Annotated in this window: 10 protein-coding genes and 1 pseudogene; 5 read left to right on the top strand and 6 right to left on the bottom strand. The window is 69.4% G+C overall.

Translation table 11 applies throughout. From position 1 onward, the window contains the following. Positions 1-2 precede the first annotated feature (2 nt). A complete protein-coding gene (locus tag AB0I81_RS43985) occupies positions 3-1,136 on the top strand; it encodes a M20 family metallopeptidase (protein WP_360670892.1) in 1,134 nt (377 codons plus the stop codon). Between the two features lie 149 nt (positions 1,137-1,285). Here the strand turns inward: AB0I81_RS43985 and AB0I81_RS43980 are convergent, their stop codons facing one another. Next, positions 1,286-2,323 (bottom strand): ROK family transcriptional regulator, encoded by a 1,038-nt coding sequence (locus AB0I81_RS43980; protein ID WP_360670687.1) that lies wholly within the window; start codon positions 2,321-2,323, stop codon positions 1,286-1,288. Positions 2,324-2,397: 74 nt separating this feature from the next. On the opposite strand from AB0I81_RS43980, the gene AB0I81_RS43975 reads away from it, so the two are divergent. Next, positions 2,398-3,693, top strand: a complete 1,296-nt coding sequence (locus AB0I81_RS43975) for an MFS transporter (protein ID WP_360670684.1) — start codon at positions 2,398-2,400, stop codon at positions 3,691-3,693. On the opposite strand, the pseudogene AB0I81_RS43970 reads toward AB0I81_RS43975, so the two are convergent. The 3 genes and pseudogenes from AB0I81_RS43970 to AB0I81_RS43960 all read right to left on the bottom strand — a co-directional run. After that, positions 3,690-4,217 (bottom strand): annotated as a pseudogene (locus AB0I81_RS43970) (nucleotidyl transferase AbiEii/AbiGii toxin family protein); the annotation flags it as partial. The gene AB0I81_RS43975 and the pseudogene AB0I81_RS43970 overlap by 4 nt on opposite strands. A gap of 671 nt (positions 4,218-4,888) precedes the next feature. Next, positions 4,889-5,818, bottom strand: a complete 930-nt coding sequence (locus AB0I81_RS43965; RefSeq protein ID WP_360670681.1) for a peptidoglycan DD-metalloendopeptidase family protein — start codon at positions 5,816-5,818, stop codon at positions 4,889-4,891. 591 nt (positions 5,819-6,409) lie between these two features. Further along, positions 6,410-6,574 carry a hypothetical protein gene (locus AB0I81_RS43960; protein WP_360670679.1) on the bottom strand — a complete coding sequence of 55 codons (165 nt, stop codon included), beginning with the start codon at positions 6,572-6,574 and terminating at the stop codon, positions 6,410-6,412. A 194-nt stretch (positions 6,575-6,768) separates the two neighbouring features. On the opposite strand from AB0I81_RS43960, the gene AB0I81_RS43955 reads away from it, so the two are divergent. Next, complete coding sequence (locus AB0I81_RS43955) at positions 6,769-7,827, top strand: LLM class flavin-dependent oxidoreductase (protein WP_360670676.1); 1,059 nt, start codon at positions 6,769-6,771, stop codon at positions 7,825-7,827. A gap of 2 nt (positions 7,828-7,829) precedes the next feature. Next, positions 7,830-9,419 (top strand): AMP-binding protein, encoded by a 1,590-nt coding sequence (locus AB0I81_RS43950; RefSeq protein ID WP_360670673.1) that lies wholly within the window; start codon positions 7,830-7,832, stop codon positions 9,417-9,419. Between the two features lie 108 nt (positions 9,420-9,527). Here AB0I81_RS43950 and AB0I81_RS43945 read toward each other — a convergent pair whose 3' ends face one another. Beyond that, positions 9,528-10,121 carry a TetR family transcriptional regulator gene (locus AB0I81_RS43945; protein WP_360670670.1) on the bottom strand — a complete coding sequence of 198 codons (594 nt, stop codon included), beginning with the start codon at positions 10,119-10,121 and terminating at the stop codon, positions 9,528-9,530. Between the two features lie 97 nt (positions 10,122-10,218). Here AB0I81_RS43945 and AB0I81_RS43940 point away from each other — a divergent pair, with 97 nt between their 5' ends. After that, positions 10,219-11,358 (top strand): cytochrome P450, encoded by a 1,140-nt coding sequence (locus AB0I81_RS43940; RefSeq protein ID WP_360670667.1) that lies wholly within the window; start codon positions 10,219-10,221, stop codon positions 11,356-11,358. Here AB0I81_RS43940 and AB0I81_RS43935 read toward each other — a convergent pair. After that, positions 11,355-12,494, bottom strand: a complete 1,140-nt coding sequence (locus tag AB0I81_RS43935; RefSeq protein WP_360670664.1) for a phosphatidylinositol-specific phospholipase C1-like protein — start codon at positions 12,492-12,494, stop codon at positions 11,355-11,357. The genes AB0I81_RS43940 and AB0I81_RS43935 overlap by 4 nt on opposite strands. Between the last annotated feature and the right edge of the window lie 99 nt (positions 12,495-12,593).

Raw genomic sequence — 12,593 nt, 5'->3', positions numbered from 1 at the left:
TTGTGTTGATCACCGACTGGGCCCGGCAGGCCCTGCCGGCCATGCTCGACGACCTCAGGGCCGTGGTGGAGGTGGAAACCCACAGCTACGACAAGGCCATGCTGGTCAAGGGGCTGCGCGCGATCCGTGCGCGGGCGGTGGGGCACCTCGGGACGCCGGACGACGAGATCCTGCACGAGGGCGGCCAGCACGGCGACATCCTGGAGCTCTACTACCGCGGCACCGCGCCGGGGACCGTGCTCATGCTCAGCCACTACGACACCGTCTGGCCGACGGGGACGCTGGCGAACTGGCCGTTCACGGTGGTGGACGACAAGGCGACCGGGCCGGGCGTGTTCGACATGAAGACGGGGCTGGTGCAGTCGGTCTGGGCGCTGCACGGGCTGCGCGAACTGGGGCTGCCGCATCCGAGCGTGCGGTTCCTGTTCAACGGGGACGAGGAGATCGGCAGCCCGGCCTCGCGCGAGCACATCGAGCGGGCCAGCGAGGACGTACTGGCGACGCTGGTCTTCGAGGCGTCCATGGACGGGGCGCTCAAGACCGCGCGCAAGGGGGTGGGGCTGTTCAACGTGAGCGTGACGGGGGTGGAGGCGCACGCGGGGCTGGACCCGGACGCGGGGGCGAACGCGATCCACGCGCTGGCCGAGATCGTCACCACGCTGGCCACGGCGGGCTCGCGCGAGTTCGGCACCACCGTGAACGTCGGCATGATCAGCGGCGGCACCGGGCTCAACGTCGCGGCCGGGCGGGCCAGCTGCGGCATCGACGTGCGGGTCACGGACCCCTCTGAGATGGGGCGCATCGACGACATCTTCGACGAACTGCAGGTCTCGGACCCGCGCGTCAAGATCTCCGTCACCGGGGAGTGGAACCGGCCGCCGATGATGCCGAACCCCGGCTCTGAGCGGCTGTTCAAGGAGGCGCGGGAGGTGGCGTCCGGGTTCGGGTGGCTGGTGGACGAGGCGGCGGTGGGGGGCGCCAGCGACGGGAACTTCGTGGCGGCGCTGGGGCGGCCGGTGCTGGATGGCATGGGCGCGGTGGGCGACGGCGCCCACGCCCGCCACGAGCACGTCCTCATCGACCACATTCCCGAGCGTCTTTCGCTTTCCATGGGGCTTCTCGCGGCGCTTGCTTGATTTTCCTTTACGCGCTGCCGTGGCTCGCCACTCGCCGAACTCCGGCCGGCGGCCCTCCAGGAAACGCCCTCTGATCCCTTCAGTGGCTGAGCGCCGTTACGCAGCGCATTGTGGGCCCTCTTGGTGGTTACGGGCTGGGACATTGTTGCTCAGCCGAAAATGTGGTCCCTGGCCAGATCCAGAGCTGTCAGCACCGCGCCCTGGAGCACTGAGTTACCGGCTACCGTGCTGGCGCGTACCTCGGTGGGGGCGGGGGACAGCTCTCGTAGCCGTTCCGCCACCTCGGTGGCCAGTTCGGCGCCGCCCGCCTGGCCGTTCTCTCCCCCGAGCACCACGAGGCCGGGGTCCAGGAGGGTGACGAAGGCGAAGGCGCCATCGGCGAGGCGGGTGGCGAACTCCGTACGATCGAGGTCGCGTGCCACCGTCTCTGTCACCAGGTTGCAGAACTCGGTCCCGTTCACCCGCAGGAAGCCGATCTCGCCCGCGCCACCCGAGGCTCCCCGGCGCAGGCGTCCGCCGAGCACGACCGCCGCGCCCACGCCGTCGCCCACCCAGATCAGTACGAAGTCCTCGGCCCCCTGCGCGGAGCCGGTGCGCAGTTCGGCTATGGCGGCCAGGTTCACCTCGTTCTCCAGGACCACCGGCACACCGAGCCGCTCCCGCCACGCGGTCACCAGCCCAGGCCGCCACCCGGGCACGTCGTTGGCCGACACCAATTCCCCGTCACGCGGGGCCACCAGCCCGGGCGCACCGATCACGACCGTGTCGATCGCGCGTTTCCCCATGTCGATGGGGAGTTCCCTCGCGGCTTCGGCGACGGTGTCGGCGACCAGGTCCACGAGGTCTCCGCGTACCGCCCTGATGGCCGTGCCGACGGCCTGTCCGGTGATGTCGGCGATCGTGACGGTGATCGTCTCACGTCGCAGGTCCACTCCCGCCACGTGGGCCCGCCCGGCCACCAGCCGGTAGACGCGCGCGTTCGGCCCCCGCCGATCCTCACCCGACTCGCCGGAGACCTCGATGAGCCCGCCGTGCATGAGGCGTTCGATGAGATCCGACACGGTCGGCCTGGACAGCCCGGTCAGTTCGCGAAGCTGGGGCGCGGTCAGCGGGCCTCGCTCCAGCAGCAGGTCGAGGGCCAGCCGGTCGTTGATCGCGCGGGCCATGGCAGGGGTGGCGGTCTTCACGGCACCCATAATAATCAGGAACCCTACCTAAAAACCTATTTCCATCAGGAAGCCTGCCTGATAGTTTCCGGCACATGAGCCATCACCGCGCCATCGCCACGGTCTTCGCCATACATGGGGCCGTGGCGGGCAGCATGTCCACCCGGATCCCGTGGCTGCAGGGCAACCTCGAACTGACCCCCGAAACCCTGGGCCTCGTCCTGCTGTGCCAGCCGATCGGCGCGTTCATCGCCATGCCCATGGCCGCCCGCCTGGCGTACCGGATCAGTGGCCGCACCGCCACCCGCCTGCTGATCGCCCTGTGGTCGGCGGCCGTCGCCTTACCCGCGCTCGCACCGTCGCCGGCCTGGCTGTTCCCCGCCTTCTTCCTGTTCGGCGCCGCCGCGGGAATGTCCGACGTCGTCATGAACGCCCACGCCGTCGTCCTCGAACGCCGCCTCGGCCGCTCGATCATGTCCGGGTTGCACGGCATGTGGGCGGTGGGCAGCCTGACAGCCGGCGGCATCGGCGCCCTGGCCGCCCAGGCCGGAATCGACGCCCGCCTCCACCTCGCCGCGATCGCTCTCCTCTTGCTCGCGATAGGCGGCCTGGCCGGACGCGACCTGTACGCAGACGGCAGATTCGGCCGCGCAACAGCTAGCACGAACGGCCTGTCCGGCCGCGCAACAGCGAGCATGAACGGCACGTCCGGCCGCGCAACCGCGGGCGCGGACAGCGTGCCCGGCGACACCCAGGCAGCCGACGCGCCCGCACCCCGGCGCTTCGCCCTGCCCACGCTCGCGATCCTGCCCATCGGCCTGGTCGGCTTCTGCGCCACGTTCGCCGAGGGCGCCAGCGCCAACTGGGCCGCCGTCTACCTCACGGCGGTCACCGAGGCGGGCCCGGGTGTGGCGGCCGCCGGCTACACGGTCTTCATGTTCTGCATGGCCGGCACCCGCCTGATCGGCGACCGGTTCATCCGACGCCTCGGGCCCGTGCGCGCCGTCAGGGCGGGCGGTGTCGTGGCGGTGCTGGGCGGCGTCATCGTGGTCCTGGCCCGAACACCCGCGCTGGGCATCGCCGGATTCGCCCTGGTCGGCCTGGGACTGGCCATTGTCGTCCCTCTGGTGCTGGCGATGGCGGGCAACGTGGGCGCCACTCCGGGCGAGGGGGTGAGCGGGGTGGCGACGATCACCTATCTGTCAGGGATGATCTCTCCTCCGGTCACGGGGTGGCTGGCGGGCGGTCTGTCGTACCCTGCGGCATTCGGGGTGATCACCGGCGTCGTGGTGGCGATGACACTCCTCGCCGGCGTCCTGCGACCCGCCGCGAACACGTTCCCTCAGGCACCTGCCGAGTACCGGGAACGAGGCAACTTCGTCGAGAGCTAACCCTGATCCAAACTTGTCCGCCAGTCCTCGAAACGTCTGCGAAGCTCACGCACCTCAGGCTCGGTCAACCCGTAGGCGAGGAATTCGCTGTCTGGATAAAGGTTCGCAGCGGAGAGCATCTGTGCGAACACGGCCCGGTCGAAACCCAGGTCGCGGGACGCGGCGAGGGCGAGCAGGCGGTCCCGAGTGAATCGACCAGTAGTGAGAAACGCGTCAACGTCGATGAAGTCGCGAACTTCCGCGCGGGTGAACAAGGCTTCAACCTTGCCGCCCGCAACGTCTTCGAGATGGACAACCGGGCCGATCTCCATCTTGACCGGTGGATGAGATCGTAGATCGGCCGCCAGTTCGACCTTGCTTGCCCGGCCTGTCGCAGGGTCGGAAACGCCAAGCCGCACAAACTGAGGACTTTCGATATCCACTTTGACGGTGAGGCCTTGAGCGGCATAGGCGGCGCAGATCTTGTCCACCCCCTCAGCGAAGTCGTCGCGCAGGCTCGAAGTGAACAGATCGATATCTTCGCTGGGCCGTGGAGAACGCCATGAGCCTGAACCGCATAGCCACCCGCAAGGGCGAACCCGTGATCAGCCGCTGCTGCCAGTGCGATACGGGCCAGCCGACTGTGAAACTCATCCATTAGGCGGCACGACGCTGAAGTTCGGGAAAGCGGTCGAGCCACAGAGCACGAACCCGCGGTGGTAGCACCAGCTCCGGCCAAAGCCGGCGCAGGAGCGTAGCGTTCAGGAAGCGCCGCAGATCGTCTGGTGTTGCACTCTCCCGGATGACTCGCATGTACAAGAGTCGGGCGTCGGCCAGCTGATCCAGGTCATAGCTGCGCCTCGGCCCCCAGTCGAGGTGCTGGGGTAGCGAAATGACGCCGGTGACAGGACCGGTGAGCTCGTCCAGGGTCGCCGGCACGACATATGGCCGGAGCGCTCCGTATCCTCTCGCATCCATGCCTCCAGTGTGACCCATGCACCCCTGATCGCGCAGGACGGTCTTGTTGCAGGTGTGTTGTCAGGAACCGCGGACAGGATCTGAGCCGCATTCTCAACCCTGCTCACAGGGTCTGCGCTGGATGCCGTGGCGAGGGTGTTCAGGTCTGTGGTCCAGAAACGGGTCCTGGAACACCCTCGCCATATTTTCGCGGTTGAGCAGTTGATCGGCTTGTCCCTTGGAACTAGCCGTTGGGGTGTCAGCCGAGTGGTATGACCCGCTCCGTCGAGCGGGTGGCGTAGGAGCAGCCCGTGGTGGGCAGGCTGGTCGCCGCCGGTGGTGTGGCGCCGTCGTACACGGCCAGCAGGAAGTTCTGCGGGCAGCGGCGGGTGCTGCCGGTGCGGATGCCGAAGTGCAGGTGGGGGCCGGTCGAGTTGCCGGTGTTGCCGGTCAGGCCGATCTGCTGCCCGGTGCCGACCGACGCGCCGTTGGAGACCGACCACGACGAGAAGTGGCAGTAGGTGTAGATGGCTCCGTCGTTGCCTGTCAGGTTGATGCCGCGTCCGCACAGGCTGTCGTTGATGACCGTCACCGTGCCCGGGCGCACCGCGTACGCCGGAGTGCCGGTGCCGACGGGGAGGTCGATCGCGGGGTAGTCGTGGTGCGGGTCGTCGTACTCGCTGCGTGGCAGCGCGGTCCGCGGGAGGGGCAGTGAGAACGCGGCCCCGCCGGTCGAGGTGGTGATGCGGACGGCGTCGGCGACGACGTAGCCGGGCTGGCTGGTCCAGCGGCTGACGCCGACCACGTTGTAGTCGCCGGCGGCCAGGTTGTACGTGCCGAGACTGACCCAGCGGCCACCGTTGGCGCGCTGGTCGAGGGTCACGGTGCGGGTGCCGTCGGTGGTCGCCACGATAAACGGGGTGGCGCTGTTGTAGCCGGCGTCCGCCGGGTACCAGACCTCGACCAGGTGGGGCCCGGCGGCGGCGATGGGCGCCTTGAACCAGGCGGCGTCGCTCATGGTGGTGTTCGGGGTCGCGAACCGGTAGTCCGCGCCGTACCGCTGCGCGGACCAGGCCGAGGTGCCCCAGTCGGGGCCGGCGGTGAACTGTCCGGCGGTGGCGTTGTCGACCGTGACGGTCGCGGCCGCCGCGGGGTTGGCGGGACCGAGCAGGACCAGGGAGGCTGCCACGACCACGGCCGATAAACGAGTGATGGTTTTCACGAGCTGTTCCCTTCGGGGGGTTGAGGGGAAGCGCAGGCGAAAGTATTCAACCAACTCGCACACGTCAATGAAAGATATCTACACAGATCGTTTCTTAGCCCGAGGTCAGCGGCCAGGAGGTGGTGCCGGGCCAAGCAGTACACCGAGAGCCTCAACCAGTTTGTCCTGGCCGACCCGATCGCCGCCTACGCCTTCGACCGGCACATCCGCGCCGCCCGCCTGCGCTACGCCCGCCGCCGCGCCCTCCTGCTGGATCGGGTCGCCACGATCCCCCGTTTCACCGTGCACGGCGTCCCCGCGGGGCTGCTTCGCGGCACCGTCCGAACGCACCTACCCGGCCGCCCTCGACGCCCTGACCTCAGCCCTCCGGGGTCACGCGGACGCGACGATCCCATGAAACGGGCTGCGTCAACCAACCCGGTGGCTCGACAAGGGGCGGAGCTTACGCAGCCGGGCCCATCCCGGCGAAAAGAGCGCCGAGACGCCGGTCCGGTTCGCGGGGATCGACATCCCGGCGGCCGGCGGCCCCCTGCTGCCCGCCCTGACCCCCGTCGCCGACTACCTGCGCGACATCGACCCCGAGACCCTGCCGGCCATCGAGTAGGCGATACGGATCGCCGGATCGTTCGCGGGCGCCTCCGCCGCCTCGGCCGCGCCGGCCTGGACCCGCCTGCCCGCCGCCGAGCAGGACGCGCTCAGCGCCACCCTGATGCGCCTGCTCATCCGCTTCCGCGCCGTCGAGGTGCTGTCGGTCTACGGCTGCCGGTGCTCAGGCAGGTTTTGGGGGTCGAAGGGGGCGGGAGCCCCTGGGCGACACGGTCCGTGGCCGCGTCGCGCGTAGCGCGCCTTTGCGGAGGCCCATGCTTTAGGGGTACGCTCCCAAGCGAGCGCTTGGTTTACCTGTTGAAGGGTGCCGTATGAAGTTCTCGACCTTTCATCTCTTTCACCGGTTCGACGGCCAGAGCTTCAAGGACGTCTACGACTACCACCTGGAGCTCGTCGAGCTGGCCGAGGAGCTGGGGTTCGACGGGGTGCGGCTGGCTGAGCACCATTTTCGGGACTACGGGGTGGTGCCCAATCTGTTCACCATGCTCGCTCACCTCGCCGCCCGTACCTCGCGTATCCGGCTCGGGACCGGGATCGTCGTGTTGCCGCTGCACAATCCCATTCACGTCGCCGAGGAGGCCGCTCAGGTGGACGTGTTGTCCGGGGGGCGGCTGGAGCTGGGGATCGGGCGGGGGTATCAGAGTTTTGAGTTCGAGGGGTTCGGGATCGATCTGGCGGAGGCGCGGGATCGGTTCAACGAGGCGCTGGAGGTGATCGTCGGGCTCTGGACGCAGGAGGCGTACCAGCACGAGGGGAAGTTCTACAAGACCGGGGCCGAGGTCTCGCTCGTGCCCAGGCCGCTGCAGAGTCCTCATCCGCCGCTGCACGTCGCGGCCGTGTCACCGGAGACCGTCACCATGTACGCCGAGCGCGGCCTGCCCATCCTGGCCGACCCGGCGGCACCGTTCCGCAAGGTCGTCAAGGCGGCCGAGACCTGGCGGGAGACGGCCGCGCAGGCCGGGCAGCCGCCGGGGGCGGAGCTGGTGGTGGCGCGCAGCGTGTACGTCGCCCCCACCCTCGAACGGGCCCGCGACGACCAGGCGAGGTTCGAGGCGTCGTTCGACCGCTCGCGCATCTTCAACGAGCGCAGCGCCCCCATCGACCCCAAGACCGGCCGGGCCGCGGAGGGGTTCGAGTACTACCAGGACCGTTACCTCAAGGGCGGCGCCGTCTCCGCCGACTTCCGGTGGGAGCAACTGGAGGTGATCGGGGACCCGGCGCGGGTGATCGAGCAGATCTCGCTGCTCAGGGACGCCGGGTTCAGCAACCTCCTGTGCGACTTCGGCAGCACCCGGCCGATGCCGCTGGAGGACATGAAGCGGGTCATGCGCTTCTTCGCGACCGAAGTCATGCCGGCCTTTGGAGGCTGAAGATGATCCACAGCCTGTCCCTGTCGGACGTGCTCGCCGACCACGCCCGCAGCCGTCCTCTCGTCACGGCGGTGGTGGACGGTGAGGTGCGGCTCACCTACCGCGAGCTGGACGAACGGGTGTCCCGGCTGGCGGCGGCGCTGGACGGGCTGGGGGTGAGCGGCGGTGACCGGGTGCTCTGGCTGGGGCAGAACGCGCACGCGGTGCTGGAGTTGCTGCTGGCGTGTTCGCGGCTGGGCGCCGTCTTCTGCCCGGCCAACTGGCGGCAGTCCGAGGACGAGTTGCGCTTCGTGATCGGTGATCTGACTCCGGCGGCCGTCTTCTGGGAGCCATCCGAAGCCACCACCGCCGCCCTGCGCTCCTCGGCCGGCACCTCCTCGGCCAGCGCCTCCTCGACCGTGGGCTCCTCGGGGCGAGAGCGAGCGGGTGACGGGGCGGCGGGGGTGCGAGCGGGTGACGCCTCAACCTGGGTGCGGGCGGGTGAGGAGTATGAGCGGCTGGTCGCCGGTGCCGGCGTGCGGGAGTTCGGGCAGGTGTCCGATGCCGAGCCGGTCCTGGCGCTGTACACCGCCGCCTTCGACGGGCGTCCTCGCGCCGCGCTGCTCAGCAGTGCCGCGCTCGTCGCGCACGCCACGTCCCTCCTGGTGGTACGCCAGATGGAGCCCGGTTTCACCTTCCTCAACAACGGCCCGCTCTTCCACGTCGGAACCATGATGTTCTGCCTGGCCACGCTGCAGATCGGCGGCACGAACGTGTTCACCCCGGCCTTCGACGCCGAGGAGGTGTGCCGGCTGGTGGACGCCGAGCGGGTGACGCAGGCGTTCCTGTACGGGCCGATGATCGACGCGGTGGCGGCGGCGAACGCGGGCGGCAAGTACGACCTGTCGTCGTTGCGGTTCGTCGCCCACTCCGCCGAATGGGACGACATGATCACTGTGGACGACTCGCCATGGTGCCGGTCCAAGATGGGTGGCTACGGGCAGACCGAGGTCGGCGGCATGCTGACGTTCCTGGGGCTGGCCGAGGGTGGGGCGGGGTTCGCGGGGCGGCCTTCGCCGCTGGTGCAGGTACGGATCCTGGCCCCGGACGGCGCCGAGGTGCCGGTGGGCGAGGTCGGGGAGATCTGCGCCCGGGGCAAGACCCTCTTTTCCGGATATTTCGCCCGGCCCGACTTAAATGCCGAAAAGTCGAGGTACGGCTGGCACCACACCGGCGACCTCGGCCGCCGCGAACCCGACGGCACCATCACCTTCATCGGCCCCCGGCTTCGCATGATCAAATCCGGCAACGAGAACATCTACCCGGCCGAGGTGGAACGCGCGCTCAAGTCCCACCCCGCCGTGGCCGACGCCGCCGTCATCGGCGTCCCGGACCCCGAATGGCACCAGGCGGTCAAGGCCGTCGTGGCACTCAAGCCCGGCTCCGAGGCCACCCGGGACGACCTGGTCGAGCATGTCAGAACGCTGCTGGCGTCGTACAAGAAACCGAGGCACATCGCGTTCGTGGACACGATCCCCAAACGCGGCTTCACCCCGGACTACGACGCCCTGGACGAGACCCACGGCGGCGGCAACTACCCCGGTGACGCCTGAAGAGCCTGCGGCCGAGGCAGCCTCTGCCCTCGAAAACCAAGGCGGCCTCCGCCCGCGAAAGCGCGAAGGCGACCTCTGCCCGGCCCAGGATCACTGGCGGCGAAAGGCTCATGATCTCGTCAGTGGCAGCCCCGCCTCCAGATGCGCGAGGGCCTCGTCGAGCCGGGCGGGCGCGTCCATCTCCCGGTCCTTCACCCACTCGAACCAGACCGCGACCATCACCCCCAAGATCGCCCCCGTGATGTTGCGGATCTCCGCATCGTCCGCCCCGCGCCCCTCCCGCGCCGCCAGCCGCTCCTGAAGCGTCCGGGCCACACCGGTGACGTTCTCGACGCTCGCCGCCCACAACTCGGGCGCCGTCAGCATGAGCACCTCCCGCTCCACGCTGTCGGCACGCTCCTCCGGCGTCTGCGTCTCGATCATGGCCCGCATGGCCATCCGCACGGCCCGTACGGGCCCGACCTCGGGCGGCACGGAATCCAGCGCCTCCACGAAGGGTGGGAACTGGTCGACCAGCACCAGATCCTCTTTGGTGGCGAAGTAGCGGAAGACGGTGCTGGGCGCCACCTCGGCCACCTCCGCGATCTGCTCGACGGTCGTGGCCGCGTAGCCCTGCTCAAGGAACAGCCGCAGCGCCACCTTCTGGATCAACGCCCGCGTCTTGGCCTTCTTCCGCTCGCGCAGGCCGGGTCGGTCACTCATGTCACCGCATTCTCGGGGTCCGGCGGGCGACGTGCAATCGCAAGAGCTCACCAGCTTTCGCTATACAACTTTCATTTGGGAGTCTACTCTCACAATTATGCGACTTCCCATGGAGCGTGACCCCCGTTGCCCCTTTGACCCGCCCGCCGGCCTGCGCGGCCTGCCGCCGATGAGCAGGCTGCACTTCCCGGACGGCCATCAGGGCTGGCTGGCCACCACGATCGAGGCTGCCAGGACTGTGCTGGCCGATCCCAGATTCAGCGCCCGGCGGGAGCTCAAGCACGCCGCCGTGCGGTTCACCACGCCCGGCGAGACAGGACGGCCCGCACCGCCAGGATTCTTCGCCGCCACCGACCCGCCCGAGCACACGCGCTACCGCCGCCTGCTCATGGGCCAGTTCACGATGCGCAGGATGCGGATGCTGGAGCCGCGCATCGAACGCATCGCCGCCGACCACCTCGACGCCATGGCCGCCGCGGGACCGCCCGCCGACCTCGTGAGCGCCTACGCGCTGCCGATCCCGTCGATGGTCATCTGCGAGCTGCTCGGCGTGCCGTACGAGGACCACGGCTTCTTCCAGGAACGCAGCCTGCAGATCGTCGCGGCGGAGGGCGACGTGGCCAGGGCGACCGCCGACCTGGCCGTCTTCCTGGGCGAGCTGGTACGGCGCAAGCGGGCCGAACCGGGCGACGACCTGATCAGCGGCCTGGTCGGCGAGCTCACCGACGAGGAGTTGGTCAACGCCGCGATGATCCTGCTTGTCGCGGGCCACGAGACCACCGCGAACATGTTGTCGCTCGGTACGTTCGCGCTGCTCGAAGCCGGGCTCACCTACCGGGAGGAGCTGGACGAGGAACTGCTGCGTTATCTGTCGATCGTGCACATCGGCGCGCCCTCCAGGGCCGCGCTGGAGGACGTCGAGGTCGCGGGCACGCTGGTCGGCAAGGGCGAGACCGTCGCGCTGTCCCTGCCGATGATCAACCGCGACCCGGCCGTGTTCGACGACCCGCAGGCGCTGCGCCCGGACCGCCCTGAGGCCCGCAGGCATCTGGCGTTCGGCCATGGCGTGCACCAGTGCCTGGGGCAGCAACTGGCCAGGATCGAGCTGCGCATCGGCTACCGCGCGCTGTTCGAACGCTTCCCCGGCCTGCGGCTGGCCGTCCCCGGCACCGAGATCTCACTCAGGCAGGACGCCGCCGTGTACGGAGTCGACCGCCTCCCCGTCACCTGGGACTAACGCAGGCGCTCCAGAGCCTGGTCGCGGCACCCTGACTGCGCGTTCACCGGATTGCACCTCACGACGACGCCGCCGGGCAGCTCGGCCGTGTAGTCGCTGCCGTGCCGCGCCGACAGCCCCACCACCGGGAAGTCGGTGCTGATCATCTGCGCGCCGCTCTCCAGCGCCGCCCGCAGCCGCCCGGTGTCCCCCGACCGCGCCTCGGTGAACGGCACGTCGGACCGGGTGCGCACGTAATATCCGCGCCGCACCATGTCCCTGATCTGCGCCGTGTTCTCGCCCGCGGGCTCGTTCCAGCCGACGAAGGCGGCGTCGGCCCTGCCGGGACGGGAGTTGGTGAACAACACCCGCCCTTCCAGGCTGGGCCGGCCCGCCAGGTACGGCTGCTGCAGTTCGGGGGCCTGGTTGTCCATGAAGAACATCACCTTGCCCCGCGAGCGGGACAGCTCGGGCCAGCCGTGCCTGAGCACGGACTGCTCAAGGGTGAGCCCCCGCCTGCGTACGTCGTCCGGCGTGATGAGCCGGTCGTCCCCGAAGACGGAGCGGATCTCCGCGTCCAGCGCGTCCATGAGCTTGGTGTCCCAGGCCGGGCTCTTGGCGCCGCCCAGCGCCTCCTTGGCCGGGTCGGTGCTCTTGAGCTCGGTCAGCACGGTCAGCGGCACGTGCCCCGGGTTCGCGTCGGACCACTCCTTGACCTGGCGCAGGCAGGTGACCAGGGCCGAGCAGTTGGTGCCGTAGTCGTGGTCGGCCCAGTGCAGCACCTTGAAGCCGGGCTTGCTCAGCGCCGGATCGTTCAGCGCGGGGAGCCCGGCCTCTCGGCGGACCAGCGGGCCGGTGTACAGGCCGCCCTCCGGGTCAGGGAAGACGTCCAGCTCGATGCCGCGCACCCGCTGGGCGGAGAACTGGCTGGGCAGCGCCGGGTAGGAGTACTGCAGGTTCCACCAGTTCGCGTCGGTCTTCCGCTGCACGTCCTTCTCGGCGTCGGTCAGCTCGCGGTGGTAGCTGTTGTGCGTGGCCATCGTCTGGACCTGGTTGATCCGTACGGGTCCACGGGTCGCCGCGGCGGCGGGCACAGCGGCTGGCACAGCCGTGAGTGCGGTCACGAGGGTCGCGGCGATCAGGGCGAGACGGCGCATGGGGCTCCTAGCGGGGGGCTGACCTGGTGTGATCCTCGAAGCCATGGGTTAACGGCCGATCCAGATATATCCAAACAAGCCAGGAAAAATGCGCGAACG

The sequence above is a fragment of the Nonomuraea sp. NPDC050404 genome, assembly GCF_040655495.1.
Lineage (GTDB): Bacteria > Actinomycetota > Actinomycetes > Streptosporangiales > Streptosporangiaceae > Nonomuraea.
Note: the sequence above shows the minus strand (reverse complement) of the source record. Positions and strands in the feature narration are given on the sequence as shown.

Coding starts and splice junctions, on each gene's coding strand:
- AB0I81_RS43940 (WP_360670667.1), top strand. CDS start 10,219: ATGCGACTTCCCATGGAGCGTGACCCCCGTTGCCCCTTTGACCCGCCC.
- AB0I81_RS43950 (WP_360670673.1), top strand. CDS start 7,830: ATGATCCACAGCCTGTCCCTGTCGGACGTGCTCGCCGACCACGCCCGC.
- AB0I81_RS43935 (WP_360670664.1), bottom strand. CDS start 12,494: ATGCGCCGTCTCGCCCTGATCGCCGCGACCCTCGTGACCGCACTCACG.
- AB0I81_RS43955 (WP_360670676.1), top strand. CDS start 6,769: ATGAAGTTCTCGACCTTTCATCTCTTTCACCGGTTCGACGGCCAGAGC.
- AB0I81_RS43945 (WP_360670670.1), bottom strand. CDS start 10,121: ATGAGTGACCGACCCGGCCTGCGCGAGCGGAAGAAGGCCAAGACGCGG.
- AB0I81_RS43975 (WP_360670684.1), top strand. CDS start 2,398: ATGAGCCATCACCGCGCCATCGCCACGGTCTTCGCCATACATGGGGCC.
- AB0I81_RS43960 (WP_360670679.1), bottom strand. CDS start 6,574: ATGAGCAGGCGCATCAGGGTGGCGCTGAGCGCGTCCTGCTCGGCGGCG.